Annotated in this window: 12 protein-coding genes; 6 read left to right on the top strand and 6 right to left on the bottom strand. The window is 75.8% G+C overall.

The features are described from left to right. Positions 1-43 precede the first annotated feature (43 nt). Positions 44-1,000, bottom strand: coding sequence for an LLM class flavin-dependent oxidoreductase (locus tag AB0K92_RS03870; protein ID WP_365919091.1), 957 nt, complete (start codon positions 998-1,000; stop codon positions 44-46). A gap of 299 nt (positions 1,001-1,299) precedes the next feature. On the opposite strand from AB0K92_RS03870, the gene AB0K92_RS03865 reads away from it, so the two are divergent. The 3 genes from AB0K92_RS03865 to AB0K92_RS03855 all read left to right on the top strand — a co-directional run bounded on the left by AB0K92_RS03865 (position 1,300) and on the right by AB0K92_RS03855 (position 7,455). Beyond that, entirely contained in the window at positions 1,300-5,721 is a 4,422-nt protein-coding gene (locus AB0K92_RS03865) for an AAA family ATPase (protein ID WP_365919089.1), read from the top strand. A 334-nt stretch (positions 5,722-6,055) separates the two neighbouring features. Further along, on the top strand, positions 6,056-6,682 hold the full coding sequence (locus AB0K92_RS03860) for a UTRA domain-containing protein (protein ID WP_365919087.1): 627 nt from the start codon (positions 6,056-6,058) through the stop codon (positions 6,680-6,682). A gap of 8 nt (positions 6,683-6,690) precedes the next feature. Next, complete coding sequence (locus AB0K92_RS03855) at positions 6,691-7,455, top strand: glycosyltransferase family 2 protein (protein WP_365919402.1); 765 nt, start codon at positions 6,691-6,693, stop codon at positions 7,453-7,455. Here the strand turns inward: AB0K92_RS03855 and AB0K92_RS03850 are convergent. After that, a complete protein-coding gene (locus AB0K92_RS03850; protein ID WP_166000849.1) occupies positions 7,439-7,627 on the bottom strand; it encodes a ferredoxin in 189 nt (62 codons plus the stop codon). The two genes, AB0K92_RS03855 and AB0K92_RS03850, sit on opposite strands and share 17 nt — an antisense overlap. Before the next feature lie 115 nt (positions 7,628-7,742). On the opposite strand from AB0K92_RS03850, the gene AB0K92_RS03845 reads away from it, so the two are divergent. Beyond that, a complete protein-coding gene (locus tag AB0K92_RS03845) occupies positions 7,743-8,522 on the top strand; it encodes an SDR family oxidoreductase (RefSeq protein WP_365919085.1) in 780 nt (259 codons plus the stop codon). A 14-nt stretch (positions 8,523-8,536) separates the two neighbouring features. Here AB0K92_RS03845 and AB0K92_RS03840 read toward each other — a convergent pair whose 3' ends face one another. After that, complete coding sequence (locus AB0K92_RS03840) at positions 8,537-9,247, bottom strand: TIGR03943 family protein (RefSeq protein WP_365919083.1); 711 nt, start codon at positions 9,245-9,247, stop codon at positions 8,537-8,539. A gap of 155 nt (positions 9,248-9,402) precedes the next feature. Then, positions 9,403-10,377 (bottom strand): permease, encoded by a 975-nt coding sequence (locus tag AB0K92_RS03835; RefSeq protein ID WP_365919081.1) that lies wholly within the window; start codon positions 10,375-10,377, stop codon positions 9,403-9,405. 127 nt (positions 10,378-10,504) lie between these two features. Between AB0K92_RS03835 and AB0K92_RS03830 the strand changes: the two genes are divergently transcribed. Then, positions 10,505-12,424 carry an NAD-binding protein gene (locus AB0K92_RS03830; RefSeq protein WP_365919401.1) on the top strand — a complete coding sequence of 640 codons (1,920 nt, stop codon included), beginning with the start codon at positions 10,505-10,507 and terminating at the stop codon, positions 12,422-12,424. Between the two features lie 36 nt (positions 12,425-12,460). On the opposite strand, the gene AB0K92_RS03825 is transcribed toward AB0K92_RS03830, so the two are convergent. After that, positions 12,461-14,287 carry a prolyl oligopeptidase family serine peptidase gene (locus AB0K92_RS03825; protein ID WP_365919079.1) on the bottom strand — a complete coding sequence of 609 codons (1,827 nt, stop codon included), beginning with the start codon at positions 14,285-14,287 and terminating at the stop codon, positions 12,461-12,463. A 112-nt stretch (positions 14,288-14,399) separates the two neighbouring features. Between AB0K92_RS03825 and AB0K92_RS03820 the strand changes: the two genes are divergently transcribed. Further along, positions 14,400-15,218 (top strand): SURF1 family protein, encoded by an 819-nt coding sequence (locus AB0K92_RS03820; protein WP_365919077.1) that lies wholly within the window; start codon positions 14,400-14,402, stop codon positions 15,216-15,218. Positions 15,219-15,359: 141 nt separating this feature from the next. Here AB0K92_RS03820 and AB0K92_RS03815 read toward each other — a convergent pair whose 3' ends face one another. After that, complete coding sequence (locus tag AB0K92_RS03815; RefSeq protein ID WP_365919075.1) at positions 15,360-16,418, bottom strand: hypothetical protein; 1,059 nt, start codon at positions 16,416-16,418, stop codon at positions 15,360-15,362. Between the last annotated feature and the right edge of the window lie 170 nt (positions 16,419-16,588).

The raw sequence follows: 16,588 nt of genomic DNA, 5'->3' as shown, positions 1-16,588 counted from the left end.
CGCCACCGCGCTCAGGCCGTCAGCCCCTCCCCCGCCACCGCACTCAGGCCGTCAGCTCCTCCTTCGCCACCACCTCCCGTACCGCCGGGGCGATGTCGCGGGCCCAGTGGGACAGGGTGGTGGGGTCGGGGGTGCCGTGGTCGGGGGCGAAGAGGGTGAAGCCGCAGGCGCCGTGGTTCTGCACCGCGTCGGTGAGTTTGTCGGTCCACTGGGCGACCGAGCCGCCGAGCCAGCGGCCGTCGCGGTCGCGTGGGGCGGGCAGGGGGCGGTCGGTGATCCGGCCGGGGAAGTTGAAGATCGTACGGATGGCGCGGGGATCGCGGCCCGCCGCGGCAGCGGCCTCGTCGATGACCGGGCGCGAGGTGCGGTAGCGCTCGCTGAGCCAGTCCGCCGCGTGGCCGGGGACCCAGCCGTCGGCGACCCTGCCGGTGGCCGCCAGGGACCTGGGGCCCACCGAGCCGGTCCAGACGGGCGGCGCGGGCACGGGGGCCGGTGCGATGCCGTCCACCCGGTAGTGGCGGCCGTGGAAGGTGACCGGGTCGCCGCCGCCGGACAGCCTCCGGATCAGCGTGATCGCCTCCTCGAAGGCGTCGACCGCCGCGGCGGGCGGCAGCCGGGGCACGCCCAGGTCGGCGATCCGGTCCCACAGCCCGCCCGCGCCCATCCCGAGGACCACCCGTCCGCCGGTGAGCGCGGACAGGGAGGTGACCGTGCGGGCGAGCACGGGGGCGGGGCGGCTCGGCAGGTTGGTGACGTTGGCGAAGCCGGCGATGTGCCGGGTGGCGCCGAGCAGGAAGCCGAGCGCGGCGTACGCGTCGAGCCGGTCGCCGAGGTAGGGGTGGTCGGAGAGGGAGAAGTGGTCGAGTCCGTCGCGGTCGGCCCGCTGGACCGTACGCAGCAGTTCCGCCGTGTCCTCGACGCCGCCGGGCGCGCCGGAGCCGAAGACGACGGGCCGCCGGGACACCGGGACGGACGGGGACGCGAGTGCGTGGTCGAGCATGGCCGTTCACCCCCGAGAACGACAATAGGTTCGCACCACGAACAATTTTGGTTCGTGGTGCGAACTTCAATGCTTGCGGCCGGCACCGGTCCCTCCCCTCGCGGGGACCGGTACCGGACGTTCGGGTGTGGGTACTAGCGCTGAGTGGCGGAGTGGCTACCGCTCCGGATCTGGTCGAGATCCTGCCATTCGTGGCTGGTCAGGAGGAGGTTCCGGTCTCCGGAGCAGGGTGAAGCCGCAGGTCAGACGTATAGAGTGAGTTTTCCGGTCCGGATGTCCGGTAGGGCGGTGGCAAAGGGGTGGAGGCCTTGGGTTCCGACTCGGCGGCACGCACAGCCTTCGCTGAACGGCTCGCGCTGCTGTACAAGGAGGCCGGCAACCCGCCTTTGAAACGGGTGTCCGAGGCGGTCACCCGGCTGGAGCGGATCGACGAGCGGGGACGGCCCGTGCGGGTCTCCGCCCAGCGGATCAGCGACTGGCGGCGCGCGAAGAACGTCCCCGCCCAGTTCGCCGCCCTCGCCGCCGTGCTCCAGGTACTGATCCCGCAGGCGCGCCGGATCCGTTCCGTGCCGGTGAGCCCCGGCCTGTACGACGTGGCCGAGTGGCAGCGGCTGTGGGAGCGGGCGGTGGCCGACCCGGTCGCGGACCGGCCCGCGGGCGAGACACCCCCCGAGGAACCGGCCCCCGACCTCCCCGCCGCTGTCTGCCCCTACCGGGGCCTGGCCGCCTACCGGCTGGAGGACGCACGCTGGTTCTTCGGCCGGGAACGCAGCACCGAGGCGCTCCTCGCCCAGCTGCGGGCGGTGGAGGACAGCGGTACCGGCGGCCTCGTCATGCTCGTCGGTGCCTCGGGCGCGGGGAAGTCCTCGCTGCTGAACGCCGGCCTGGTCCCGGCACTGCGCGACGCCGGGGCGCGGCGGGTGCTGCAACTGGTCCCGGGCGCCGATCCGCTCGGCGAGCTGTGCCGCCTGGTCCCCGGGCTCGGGGACGTCGTGGCCGGCGCCCCGGACGGCGCGGACGACGGCCCGGAGTTCGCCCGCGCGGTGCGGGAGGCGTTCGCCGCCTGGGCCGGGCCCGGCGCCCGGCCGGTCGTGATCGTGGACCAGTTCGAGGAGACGTTCACCCTCTGCGCCGAGGAGGCCGACCGCCGCACCTTCATCCGCCTCCTGCACGCCGCCTGCTCCCCCGACGGCATCGACGCCTCCGGCGGACGGGGGGACCGGGGTCGCCCCGGTGAACCAGGCCGCCCCGGTGGCTCGGGCAACCACCGGGACCCAGGCGGCTTAAGTGCCAGGGGCCGTCCCGATGACCGTGACGGCTCCGGTGACTCAGGCCGCCGCAGTCAGCCCGGTCACCTCGGTCTCCCCGGTCTCCCCGGTCTCCCCGGTCTCCGCGGTCGTCCTGGTGATCTCGGCGGCCCCGATCACCCTGCACGCGCCGGTGGCCCCGGCAGTCCCGCCAGCCGTGATACGCCCAGCGGTCCCGTCGACTACAGCGCCCTCGGTGCTCCCACGGGACGCGCCCTCGGCAACGAAAGCCCCGGCGCCCCCGGCAACCCCAGCCTCAGCAGCCCCAGCGCCCCCGCCCACCCCAGCGAACGCGCCCCCCGCACCCCCGCCACCCCCACCGAACCCGCCACCGAACCCACCCCCGCCCCCACTCCCCCCGTCCTGGTCCTGCTCGGCATAAGAGCCGACTTCTACGACCAGTGCCTGCACCACCCCGAACTCGCCGACGCCCTCCAGCACCGGCACATGGTGCTCGGCCCGCTGACCACCGCCGAGCTGCGGGAGGCCGTCACCGGCCCGGCCAAGGCGGTGGGACTGGAGCTGGAGCCGGGACTCGCCGAGCTGATCGTGCGGGAGGTCAGCTCCGACGGGCCGCGCGGCGCGCACGACGCGGGCGTGCTGCCGCTGCTCTCGCACGCCCTGCTCGCCACCTGGCAGCGCCGCAAGGCGGGCCGGCTGACCCTGGCCGGCTACCGGGCGGCGGGCGGTATCCAGGGCGCGGTGGCCGCGACCGCCGAGCGGGCCTGGTCGGGGCTGGACCCGGCGGCCCGGACGGCCGCCCGATTACTGCTGCTGCGGCTGGTCCGGGTCGGCGAGGACACCGCCGCGACCCGGCGGCGCGGCACCCGCCGGCAGCTCGCGGAGGAGTCGGCCGACCCGCGCAAGACGGAGGAGTCGCTGGAGGCGCTGGTCCGCGCCCGGCTGGTCACCCTCGACGCGGACACCGTGGAGATCACCCACGAGGCGCTGCTGCACGCCTGGCCCCGGCTGCGGGAGTGGATCGACGAGGACCGCGGCGGCAACCTGCTGCGCCAGCGGCTGGAGGAGGACGGCCGGGCCTGGGAGGCCTCGCACCGCGACCCGGCGCTGCTGTACCGGGGGTCGCGGCTGGAGCAGGCGGAGAGCTGGGCGAAGTCGGCCGGGAACACCTACCTCACCCGCGGCGCGGTGGAGTTCCTGGCCGCGTCGGTGCGGCTGCGCCGCCGTACCGCCTGGCTCAGCCGGGGCGCGGTCGCCACGCTGGTGGCGCTGGCGCTGGTGGCGGTCGGGGCGGCGGTGGTGGCCTTCCAGCAGCGGGACGACGCGGTGTTCGAGCAGGTGGTCGCGGAGGCGGACCGGGTGCAGTACACCGATCCGTCGCTGTCCGCGCAGCTGGACCTGGTGGCGCACCGGCTCCGCCCGGACGACGCCGGCACGAACAACCGGCTGATCTCGATCGTGAACGCCCCGCTGGCCACCCCGCTGCTCGGCCACACCGGCGCGGTCTACCTGACCTCGTTCAGCCCCGACGGCCGCACCCTGGCCACCGCCTCCTACGACCGCACCGTACGCCTGTGGAACGTGGCCGACCCGACCCGGCCGGCCCCGCTGGGCGCGCCGCTCGCCGGGCATCGCTCCTGGGTGAGCAGCGCGGTCTTCAGCCCGGACGGGCGCACCCTGGCCAGCGCGGGCGACGACGGCGTGATCCGGCTGTGGGACGTACGGGATCCGGCGCACCCGCGTCCGCTGGGCACACCGCTGACCGGTCACGAGGGCACGGTCTACCTGGTGGCGTTCAGTCCGGACGGCCGTACCCTCGCCTCCGCCAGCGAGGACCGCACCGTCGGCCTGTGGGACGTGTCCGACCCCGGGCGGGCCGGGCGCGTCGCCGAGCTGACGGGGCACCGGGCGGCCGTACGGTCCGTGGCGTTCGCCCCCGACGGGCGGACCCTGGCGGCCGGGGGCGACGACCACACGATCCGGCTGTGGGACGTGGCGGACCCGCGGCGGGCGCGGGCGCTCGGCACACTGAGCGGGCACACGGAGACCGTGCACTCGGTGGCGTTCAGCCCCGACGGGCGCACCCTCGCCAGCGGCGGCGGCGACGACACCGTACGGCTGTGGGACCCGGCCGGAGCCGCGGACACCGCCCAGCTCGGTCCCCCGCTCACCGCGCACACCGGTCCCGTCTGGTCGGTGGCGTTCAGCCCCGACGGGCGCACCCTCGCCGCCGCCAGCGCGGACAGCACCGCCAGCCTGTGGAACGTCAGCGACCCGGCGTACCCCTCGCAGGTCGGCGAGCCGCTGGCGGGCAGCAGCGGGGAGATGTACGCGCTCGGGTTCAGCCCCGACGGGCGCACCCTGGCCACCGGCAGCGGCGACAGCAAGGTGCGGCTGTGGACGGTGCCGACCTCGGACATGATCGGCCGCAGCGGGGCGTTCCGGCCGGACGGGCGGGTGCTGGCCACCGCGGCGCGGGACGGCAAGGTGCGGCTGTGGGACGTACGGCGGCCGGCGCGGCCGGTGCGGCTGGGGCGGGCGTTCATGCCGGGGGACGGCGGCGAGCGGGCGCTGGCCTTCTCGCCCGACGGGCACCTGCTCGCCGTGCAGACCCTCCAGCGGTCGGTGCACCTGTGGGACGTCACGGACCCCGCGCACCCGGTGGCGGCCGGGCCGCCGATCGCCCTGCGCACCCGCTTCGCCTCCCCCGACGCGCTGGCCTTCGCCCCCGACGGGCGCACCCTGGCGACCGCGTACGACGACCGCACCGTCCGGCTGTGGAACGTCGCCGACCCGGCCCGGCCGGTGCCGCTCGGCGCGCCCCTCACCGGCCACAAGGGGTACGTCAACGCCCTCGTCTTCAGCCCCGACGGGCACACCCTGGCGAGCAGCAGCGCCGACGGCACCGTCCGGCTGTGGAACGTCACCGACCCGGCCCGCGCCACCCGCCTGGACGTGCCGCTCACCGACCACCGGGGGCCGATCAACGTGCTCGCCTTCAGCCCCGACGGGAGCACGCTGGCCGGCGGCGGGGACGACGACACCGTCCGGCTGTGGGACCTCTCCGACCCCGCCCGCGGCGCCCGCCCCGCCGCCACCCTGACCGGGCACACCGAGGCGGTCGTGTCGCTGACGTTCAGCCGCGACGGCCGCACCCTGGCGAGCGGCGGCAACGACAACACGGTCCGGCTGTGGGACGTGGCCAGCCCGGCGGACGCGGCACCGATCGGCCAGTCGATGAGCCCCAACGCCAAGACCGGCAACTTCCTCTCCTTCAGCCCCGCCGGTCACATGCTCGGCGTGTCCAGCGGCACCGACACCGTGCGGCTGTGGAACCTCGACGTCGACTCGGCGATCCGGCACATCTGCGCGACCACGCGGGGCGTGCTGACGCGGGAGAAGTGGAACGAGTACCTTCCGCGGCTGTCGTACGACCCGCCCTGCGAGGAGTGACGCGGTCCGGCGGGGGTCGGACGAGAACGGGTGGCGGGAGTCGGACGAGAGTCGCGGCGGTAGTCGGACGAGAGTCGCGGCGGGAGTCGGAGGAGAGCTGCGGCCGGAGGCGGAAGTGAGCTGTCGCGGGCACCTGTTCGACACCCGTTCGCGTGATTAGCGCCACACCCGCTCGGCGGGGCGGAGCAGTCGGCTCCCCTCGCACGAGTCGCCTTGTTAGGCTGGGTGTCAGCCCGATCGCTGGTGTATCCCCCGTCACCAGCGATCGGGCGTTCGCGTGTCCGGCCCGCCGGACCGCCCTGCCGGATGATCGTCAGCCGCCTAGGCTGGGCCCGTGTCCCAGGCGTACGAGAAGACCACGGACGTACCAGGACGGCCGCCGCGCACCCCGGCCGTCCGCGACAACAGCCGGCACCAGTGGGAGAAGGACCGTGCCCGCAAGCCCCGGGCGGCCTGCGCGGGCGACGGCGCCACCGAACGCGACACCGGACTGACCACCGGCGACCTGGAGTTCCACGCCTCCTACCGGCTCACCGGGGCGACGCCGGAGCTGGCCGAGGCGTTCGGCGTCCCGCCCGGCACCCCCCTGCTGGAGCGCACCTACCGGACCCGGCACGCCACCGAGCCCGCCCCCCTCAGCCTCGTCACCTCCTACCTCCGCCACGACCTCGTCGAGGCCAACCCGGACCTGCTGGACGAGACCAACGAGCCCTGGCCGGGCGGCACGCAGAGCCAGCTGCACACCGTCGGCATCGAGGTCGACCGGATCGAGGAACGGGTCACCGTGCGCGCCGCGACCCCCGAGGAGGCCCGCGACCTGGCCCTCGCCGCGGGCACGCCGGTGATCCTGCTGCGCAAGACGTCGTACGACATCCACGACCGCGTCGTCGACGTCGCCTTCTGCACGCTGCCCGGCGACCGCACCGAGCTGCGGTTCACGACCCGGCTGGAAAGGTGGTGAGCGCCGCCGTGCGCGGGACCGTCACCGTCGTCACCGCCGTGCACGCCCCGTCGGCGCGGTTCCTGCCCGAGGCGTACGCCTCGCTGCGCGACCAGCGGCTGCCCGACGGCTGGGAGTGGCGGTGGCTGATCCAGGAGGACGGCGAGACGGACCGGGTCCGCCCCCATGTGCCCGACGACCCGCGGGTCTCCTTCCGCCAGGGCCGCCCCGGCGGGCCCGGCGTCGCCCGCACCATGGCGCTCGCGCACGCCGACGGCGCGTACGTGAAGGTCCTCGACGCCGACGACCGGCTCACCCCCGGCGCGCTCGCCCGCGACGTGGCCGCCCTGGAGGCGGACCCCAGCCTCGGCTGGGCCACCTCCGGCGTCCTCGACCTGCTGCCCGACGGCTCCACGGCCGCCTTCCCCGGCGACCCCGACGAGGGCCCCCTCGAACCCGGTACCGTCCTCGCCCACTGGTCGGCCAACGACCACCGCGCGCCCGTCCACCCCGCCTCCCTCTGCGCCCGCCGCGATCTGCTGCTCGCGCTCGGCGGCTGGATGGCCCTGCCCGCCTCCGAGGACACCGGTCTGCTCCTCGCCCTGGACGCGGTCAGCCGCGGCTGGTTCAGCCGCGAGCCCGGCCTGCTCTACCGCAAGTGGGACGGCCAGGTCACGGGCCGGCCCGCCCACACGGACCCGGTCGAACGCCGGGCCCGGACGGCGGTGGCGGGGGCCAGGGCGCGGGCGCTGGCCGCGAGCGGCTGGCGCTGGCCGGTCACCCGCCGAGGCTGATCGCCTGCGACGGGCAGCCCTCGGCCGCCTCGCGGACCCGGGGGTCGTCGCCGGTGTCCTCGCGGCCCGGCAGGACGGCCCCGAAACCGTCCACCACGGTGAAGACGTGCGGCGCGCGGTACACGCAGTCGCCGGAGCCGTAGCAGAGGTCGGGGTCGACGGAGACCTTCACGCGTCCTCCATGGTCGTCGCGCGGGTGGGTGTCACCGCTGGACTGCCCGGTCGGCACCGCCCCGAATCCCCCGCGTAGGTTGGCCGCAGGTGTCCGTCGATCCAGGGGTGCGCACATGAGCTCGCAGACCTATCTGTCCGACCTGTTCTCGCTGGACGGCCGCGTCGCCGTCGTCACCGGGGGCAGCTCCGGGATCGGGCGGGCCGTGGCCGGCGCGCTGGCGCGGGCCGGGGCACGGGTCGTGGTGGTGGCGCGGCGCGAGGCGCAACTGGCCGAGACCGTCGACGAGCTGACCGCCGACGGCTGCCGGGCCGGGTGGGTCAGCGCCGACCTCGCCACCCGCGCGGGGGTGCGGGCGGCCGCCGAGGAGGCCGCCGCGGTGTTCGGGGAGCCGGACATCCTGGTGAACTCCGCGGGCGTCAACCTGCGTCCGCCGCTCGGCGAACTCGGCGACGACGTCTGGGACATCACCCTCGCCGTCAACCTGGAGGCGCCGTTCCTGCTCGGGCAGCGGTTCGGGCCCGGCATGGCCGAGCGCGGCTTCGGGCGGATCATCCACGTCAGCTCCCAGCAGGCGCACCGGGCGTTCGTGCAGAGCGGCGCGTACGGGGTGTCCAAGGGCGGCCTGGAGGCGCTGGCCCGGTCGCAGGCGGAGGCCTGGTCGCCGTACGGCGTCACCTGCAACACCCTCGTGCCGGGCTTCGTGATGACCCCGCTCAACGAGCGGCTGTCCAGCGACCCCGCCAAGGTCGCCGAGCTGGCCGCCCGCACCATGACCGGCCGCAACGGTCTCGCCGAGGACTTCGCGGGCGCGGCGGTGTTCCTGGCGAGCCGCGCCTCCGCCTACGTCACCGGGCAGTCGCTGTTCGTGGACGGCGGGCTGTCCGTTCACTGAACCCGGCCGCCGGGTCACCGCTCCCGGTCGGCGTACGGGTTCCGGGGCGCCGGGACCGGGCGGGCCCGCTCGACGTCCAGGTACGGCACGGGGCGCGCGTTCACCGGGTCCCGCGTGCGGCGGCCGGTGGCGGTGCCGGTGACCTCCAGCCAGCCGTCGGGGTTCAGCACCGGCGGGACCCGGCCGGTGAGGGCCACCTTCACCGGCTGGGCGTCCGCGGCACAGCAGTCGAGGGTCATCCGCACGAGGTAGGGCGTGCCGTCGCCGCCGAGCGCGACGAAGCCGGTGACGCGGACGCGGCGCCCGTCGAGGGAGCGGGCGTCGTCGTAGACCGCGCGGGCCGCGTAGTCGGCGAGCCCCAGCGGGACCGGGTCGCCCGGCGGCAACGGCGGGAAGGCGGGCGGGCGTTGCAGCGCCGTACCGGCGCGCATCGCGCTGTACGAGCCGAGCGCGGGCGGGGCGACGAGGACGAGCGCGAGGACCGGCAGGAGCAGCAGCCAGGAGACGCGGGGCGCGGGGTGGGCGGTGCCGTGGGGCGCCGCGCGGCGCTCCCGGTGGGCGTACCAGGCCGTCGCGCCCGCCGTCGCGACCAGTACGGCGCCGGAGGCGAGCAGCAGCGGGCGCAGCGCCTCCTTCACATAGCGCAGGGAGGTGTCACCGGCCCCGGTGCGCAGCAGCACCGCGCCGAGCAGGAACAGCACCGCCGCCTGCGCCGCCCGGCTCACAGCGGCACCGCCCCGAGCAGGAACAGCACCGCCGCCTGCGCCGCCCGGCTCACAGCGGCACCGCCCCGAGCAGGAACAGCAATGCCGTCCGCGCCGCCCGGCTCACAGCAGTACCGCCCCGAGCAGGAACAGCACCGCCGTCCGCGCCGCCCGGCTCACAGCAGTACCGCCCCGGTCAGGACGGCGCAGGTCACGGCGACGGCGAAGGTGGCGGGCGCGAAGCGGGCCGCGAAACCCCGGCCGAACAGGGCCGACTGCATCGCGATCAGCTTCAGGTCGACCATCGGGCCGACGACCAGGAACGCCAGGCGGGCGGTCGGGCCGAAGGGGGTCAGGGACGCGGCCACGAACGCGTCCGCCTCCGAGCAGATCGACAGCACGACGGCCAGCAGGGCGAGCGTCACCACGCCCACCACCGGGTTTTCCGCCGCCGCGCGCAGCCAGCCCTCGGGCACCACCGCCTTCAGCGTGGCGGCGGCCGCCGCACCGAGCACCAGGAAGCCGCCCGCGTGCAGCACGTCGTGGCGCACCGACCCCCAGAAGGCCGCGCCACGGCCCTGCCCCGCGTGCTCCGGCCGGGACGGCGGGCGCAGCCAGTCGGCGCGGCCCAGCCGCTGCCACAGCCAGCCCATCGCGCACGCCGCGAGCAGACCGGCCACGAACCGGGCCGCCACCATCTCCGGCGCGCCGGGGAAGGCGACCGCCGTCGCGGTGAGGACGACCGGGTTGATCGCGGGCGCGGACAGCAGGAACGCCAGCGCGGCGGCCGGGGTGACACCCCGGCGCATCAGCGCGCCCGCCACCGGCACCGACGCGCACTCGCAGCCCGGCAGCACCGCCCCCGCGAGCCCCGCGACCGGCACGGCCGCCGCGGGCCGGCCCGGCAGGGCGCGGGCGAAGAAGGACGGCGGCACGAGGACGCCGATCACCGCCGACAGCACCACCCCGAACACCAGGAAGGGCAGCGCCTGCACGGTCACCGCCACGAACACCGTCGTCCAGCTCTGCATCACCGGCGCGGCCAGGGCGCTCCGCACGGGGCCCTGGGCGAGAAGCAGCAGGGGCAGGAGCAGGGCGAGCAGGAGGGAGGAGTCGAGGCGGGTGCGGGAGGTTCCGGCGGTGTCGGCCACGTCGGTCAGTACGCCGCGAAGTCGCCCGACGTTCAGTCTTCGTGGAACCGATGGGCCCGTTGGGGCAGTGTTTCCTCACATGGGGACCGTTCCGAACCAGGGTCTGCCGGGTGACGCGGCCGCGCACATGGTGGTGTGCGGCGACGACGGGCTCGCGCACCGGCTCGCCGCCGAGCTGCGGATCGTCTACGGCGAACAGGTCACCCTCGTCGTGCCGCCCTCCGGCCGCCGGGTGCGCCAGCCGGTCGTCGGCCGGGCCCGCGCGGCGTCGGCGGCCCTGCGGGACATGGTGAACGCCGCCGTGGGCCGGGGCAACGGGAACGGAAGCGGGAGCGGCGGTGGCAGCGGGGGCGGCGGCGCGGCCGCCGAGGCCTCGGCCCAGCGCGTCATCCAGGCCACCGAGCTGACCGAGGCCGTGCTCGCCGAGGCGGGCGTGCAGCGGGCCGCCGCGCTGGCGCTGGTGTACGACGACGACGAGACCAACATCCGTGCCGCGCTCGCCGCCCGCCGCCTCAACCACCGGCTGCGGCTCGTCCTGCGCCTGTACAACCGGCGGCTCGGCCAGCACATCGAGGACCTGCTCGACCAGGCCGCCACCCTGGCCCTCGGCGACGGCGCCACCGGCTTCGACGCCTCCACGACCGTCCTGTCCGACGCCGACACCGCCGCGCCCGCGCTGGCCGCCTCCGCCCTCGCCGGCACCAGCAAGGTCGTGCAGACCGAGGGCCTGCTGCTGCGCGCGGTCGAGCGCCCGCCGCCCGCGCCCGGCGAGGTCGCCGACCCCGGACTGGCCACCCTGGCGCTGCTCTCCGCAACCAGCAACGACCCGGCCGGCGCGGACGGTTCGGAGGGCAGCGGGGACCAGGGTCCGCAGCTGCTGCCGGACGCGGCGACGGTGCGCGCCGCCACCGGGCGGGGCGCGGTGGTGCTGGAGCAGGTGTCGTACTCCGGTCCCTCCCGGGGCGCGCGCGGCGGGGCGCTGCCGTTCGGCTCGCTGTTCTCCCGGCGGCTGCGGTGGTCGCTGTTCGGGCTGGTGGCGTGTGTGATCGGGCTGGCCGTGGCGCTGAAGGTGGTGACCGGCTCGCATCTGCTGCACGCCACCTATGTGACGCTCCTCGACCTGTTCGCGATCAACGAGCCCGCCCTGAAGGAGTCCACCGCCCGGCAGGTGCTGCAACTGCTGTCCGGCCTGGTCGGGTTGCTGCTGCTGCCGGTGCTGCTGGCCGCGGTGCTGGAAGGCCTCGGCACCTTCCGGAGCGCGTCCGCGCTGCGCAAGCCGCCGCGCGGGCTCGGCGGGCACGTGGTGCTGCTCGGACTCGGCAAGATCGGCACCCGGGTGCTGACCCGGCTGCGGGAGCTGCACATCCCGGTGGTGTGCGTGGAGTCCGACCCGGAGGCCCGCGGCCTCGCCACGGCGCGGCGGCTGCGGGTGCCGGTGGTGCTGGGCGACGTCACCCAGGAGGGCGTGCTGGAGGCCGCGAAGATCCATCGCGCGCACGCGCTGCTCGCGGTGACCAGCGCGGACACCACGAACCTGGAGGCCGCGCTGTACGCCCGCTCGGTGCGGCCCGATCTGCGGGTGGTGCTGCGGCTGTACGACGACGACTTCGCGACCGCCGTGTACCGCACCCTGCGGGCCGCGCACCCGCACGCGCTCACCCGCAGCCGGAGCGTGTCCCATCTGGCGGCGCCCGCGTTCGCCGGGGCGATGTTCGGGCGGCAGATCCTCGGGGCGATCCCGGTGGAGCGGCGGGTGCTGCTGTTCGCCGCCGTCGACGTGGGCGGGCATCCCCGGCTGGAGGGGCGGACGGTGGCCGAGGCGTTCCGGCCGGGGTGGTGGCGGGTGCTGGCCCTGGACACCGGGCCGGCCGGGGACGGCGCCGGCGACGACGGTGAGGCCTCCGTCGCGGGGCGGCCGTCGGGGCTGGTCTGGGACCTGCCCGACGGCTACGTCCTCAAGGACGGCGACCGGGTCGTCCTCGCGGCGACGCGGCAGGGGCTGGCGGAGCTGCTGGGCCGGCGCAGCCGGCAGCGGACGGGGGCGTGAACCCCCGCCCGCGCCAGGGCTCCGCCCACTGGACCGTCAGTCGGTGATCGCGCTCAGGTGCCGCTGCGCGAAGTCCAGTTCCAGGCGGACCTGCTTGATGCGTTCGTCCACCACCAGGGAGCCGTGACCGGCGTCGTAGCGGTACACCTCGTGGACGGCGCCGCGGGCCTGAAGGCGCTTGACGTAGTTGTCGATCTGCCGGATGGGGCAGCGGGGGTCGTTGACGCCGGCGGAGATGTAGACGGGCGCCTTGACCTGGTCGACGTAGGTGATCGGGGAGGACGCCTCGAAGCGCTCGGGGACCTCCTCGGGGGTGCCGCCGAGGAGGGTGCGGTCCATGGCCTTCAGGGCCTCCATCTCGTCGTGGTACGCGGTGACGTAGTCCGCGACGGGGACGGCGGCGATGCCGAGGGTCCAGAAGTCCGGCTGGGTGCCGAGGCCGAGGAGGGTGAGGTAGCCGCCCCAGGAGCCGCCGGTGAGGATCAGGCGCCTCGGGTCGGCGAGCCCGGAGGAGATCGCCCACTCGCGGACCGCCGCGATGTCCTCCAGCTCGATCAGGCCGACCCGGTGCTTCAGGGCGTCGGTCCAGGCGCGGCCGTAGCCGGTGGAGCCGCGGTAGTTGACGCGGACGACCGCGTAGCCGTGGTCCACCCAGGCGGCGGGGCCGGCGGCGAAGGAGTCGCTGTCGTGCCAGGTGGGGCCGCCGTGGATGTCGAAGACCGTGGGGAGGGGGCCGCGCGCGCCGGCCGGCTTCTGCACCAGGGCGTGGATGCGGCCGCCGGGGCCCTCGACCCAGACGTCCTCGACGGGGACGGAGCCCGGCGACTTCATGCCGGGCGGGTCCAGGACGACGCCGCCGCGGGTGGAGCGCACCGCGGACGGTTCCGCGGCCGACGACCACAGGTACTCCACGGTGCCGTCCGGGCGGGGGGTGGCGCCGGAGACCGTGCCGGGCGGGGTGGGGATCTTCTCCAGGGTGCGGGTGGCGAGGTCGTAGCGGAACAGCTCGCTGCGGGCCTCGTAGCTGTGCGAGACGAGCAGGGCCGTGCCGTCCGGGAACCACTCGGCGCCCACGTCGCCGGGCAGCTCCAGGGCGAGGTCGGTCTCCTCGCCCGTGGCCACGTCCCACACCAGCGGCTCCCAGCGGCCGCGGCGCTGGTGGCCGATGAGCAGCCGGGTGTCGCCGTCCACCGGGGCGAAGCCCAGCACCTCCAGGCCCAGCTCCCGGGTGCCGTCCTTGGTGTCGTCCAGCTCGGCGACCGTGGTGCCGTCGGTGCGCAGCACGCGCAGCGCCGCGTGCATGGCGTCGCCGTGCTCGGTGTGCTCGACGGCGATCAGCGTGCCGTCGTGCGAGAGGTCGCCGACGCCCGCGGACTCGCGGTGCCGGTAGATCTCCACCGGGGCCTCGCCCTCGCGGGCCAGGTGGATCGTGGTGCCGTCCTCGTCGGTGGAGCGGCCGACCACCGCCGTACGGCCGTCGCGGCCGAGGGCCAGGCCCGCCGGGTAGGAGGGGTCGAGGCCGGGGACCGCCAGCTCGTCCTCGCCGCCCTGGAAGGGCTGCCGGCGCCAGACGCCGAACTCGTCGCCGTCCTTGTCGTCGAACCACCAGATCCAGGCGCCGTCCGGGGAGAGCACCCCGTCCGTCGTGCCGTTCGGCCGGTCGGTGACCTGGCGCTGCTCGCCGGTCGCGCGGTCCCACGCGTACAGCTCGTACGTCCCCGTCGCGTTCGACACGAACAGGGAGCGGTCCGGCGCGTCCAGCGCCCAGTCGGGCAGTGACACCCGCGGCGCCCGGAAGCGCTTCTCCCAGTCCGGCATGTCCTCGGTCCGCTGCGGCGCGGCGACCCCGTTGCTCTCAGTCATGACCCCATACTGCCCGCCTCCGCCGACATTCCGCTGACGAGGCCCCCAGCCTGTGGAAAACTTCCCGGACCCGCACGGCGGGCCCGTGCCGCCGCCCCGTACCGTTGGGGGCGTGTACCGGTTTCTGCTGACGCCCCGCTGGTGGGGCATCAACGTCTTCGTGCTGCTCGCCATCCCCTTCTGCGTGTTCATGGGGTCCTGGCAGCTGGGCCGGTTCGAGGACCGCGTCGACAGCCATCGCGGCGCGAGCGAGCAGGCCGCGCAGAGCCGGCGGGAGGCGCCCCGCCCGCTGGCCGAGCTGCTGCCGGTGAACAAGGCGACCGCGGGCCGGCAGACCACGGCGACCGGCACCTACGGGGCGCAGCTGCTGGTCCCCGGCCGGGAGCTGGACGGCAAGCGCGGCTTCTACGTGCTGACGCTGCTGCGCACCGGCGACGGCAAGGCGCTGCCGGTGGTGCGGGGCTGGCTGCCGGGCGCCGCCGACCGGGCGAAGGCGCCCGCCCCGCCGTCCGGGCAGGTCACCGTCACGGGGGCGCTCCAGGCGTCCGAGAACCCCGGCGAGAACGGGGTCAGCGCGGCCGGTGGCCTGCCGGCCGGGCAGACCGCCGCGATCAGCGCGGCCTCGCTGGTCAACCTGGTGCCGTACGACGTCCATAACGCCTGGGTCACCCTCAACGAGGGCGACTCCGGGATGCGGGCGGTGCCCGCGGCGGCCACCCCCGACACCGGTCTCGACCTGAAGGCCTTCCAGAACCTCGGCTACACCGGCGAGTGGTTCGTCTTCGCCGGCTTCGTCGTCTTCATGTGGTTCCGGCTGCTGCGCCGCGAGATCGAGTCCGCCCGCGACGCGGAGCTGGGCCTGCTGCCGGACGACGGGGAGCACGCCGCGAGCGGGACGCCCAGCGGCGCCTCCACCCCCACCGGCGTCTAGCCCACCGGCGGCCCGGCCCACCGACGGCGGGCGACCCACCGACGGCCGCGCGGTCTACCGGCGTCCGGGCGGCCCACCGGCGTCCGCGCGGCCCTCCGGCGTCCGCGCGTCCGCGCCGGCCGGCCCCCGCGGGGGCCGGTCTCAGGACGCCGGCAGCAGTCCGGTGTAGTACACGGTCCCCGCACACGCGTTCGTCACCGTCGCGCCGGTCGACGCGCCCGCGTCGGCGGTGTAGGACACGGCGACGCTGCCGCCGGCCACGCCGTCCTCCGTCACCAGCTGGGTGGTCGTCCCGGTGTCGCCGCCCGTGGAGGTGCCCTCCGGGGTGGTGCCGGGCGTCTCGGTGGGCGTCGGGTCGGGGGTCGGCTCGGGGCCGCCGGTCCCGCCGCCGTTGTCGGTGCCGCCGTTGTCGCCGTTGCCCGTGGGGCAGGGCTCGGACGGCACCCAGGCGAACTTCACCTCGTACGCCGCGCCGGGCAACAGGACCAGCTGCCCCACCTCCAGGGAGGGGTCGGGCAGGCCGAACGCCGGGTCGCCGGCGGCATGGCGGGCCTGGCCGATCTTCGCCGGGTCGGCCGCGCCCTGGGCCAGCGGCACCAGCGTGCCGGGGCCGCTGACGGTGCAGCTGCCGCCGGAGATGTTCGTGATGCGGAAGGTGCCGTAGACCGTCCCCGTGGAGCCGGGGGCGTCGACCGAGCCCGTGGCGCTGAGCTGGCCGGCGGTGCACGCGGCGCCGGCCTCGGAGCTGGGCGCGGCGGGGTCGGCGCTGTCGCCGGAGCCGCTGCCGCCGGAGCCGCCCTTGCCCTTGTCGTGCTCCTTCTTGCCGTCCTTGTCCTTCTCCTCGACCGTGCCGGAGGCGCCGCCGGGCTTCTCGCCCGTGCCCTCGGTGCTCTTGCCCTCGCTGGTGCCGCCCTGGGCCTGGGAGCCGTGGCCGGCGATGGAGGGGTTGGCGTCGCTTCCGGTGGCGTTGGAGACGTGTACCAGAGCCGGTACGGCGGTGCCGGCGAACAGCGCGGCGGCGGCCATGCCGACGACGGCCTGCCGCTTGCGCGCCCGCCGGGCGGGCACCGCCCGCCGCAGGTGCTCCAGCGTGCCGTCGCGCGGCTCGATGTCGTCCACCGCGCCGTGCAGCAGCCTGCGCAGTGCCAGCTCGTCCGAGTCGAGCCCGTCGGGGCCCTGGTCGTCGGGGCCGTGGTTCACAGTTCCGTTCCCAGCGTGCGGTTGGTCAGGCTCTTGCTGATGCGCTGCGGCGGTGCCGGGCGTCGCCTCCGACGCCGCGTCGGGCGTCCGGTCCGTCCCGGCCGCCGCCTCGGTCGGGTCACGCGATTCGTACGGTTCGTGCGGGACGCCCGGCTCCGGGCGTCCCCGTT

Source organism: Streptomyces sp. NPDC052687 (assembly GCF_040678395.1).
In the GTDB taxonomy this organism is placed as follows: domain Bacteria; phylum Actinomycetota; class Actinomycetes; order Streptomycetales; family Streptomycetaceae; genus Streptomyces.
Note: the sequence above shows the minus strand (reverse complement) of the source record. Positions and strands in the feature narration are given on the sequence as shown.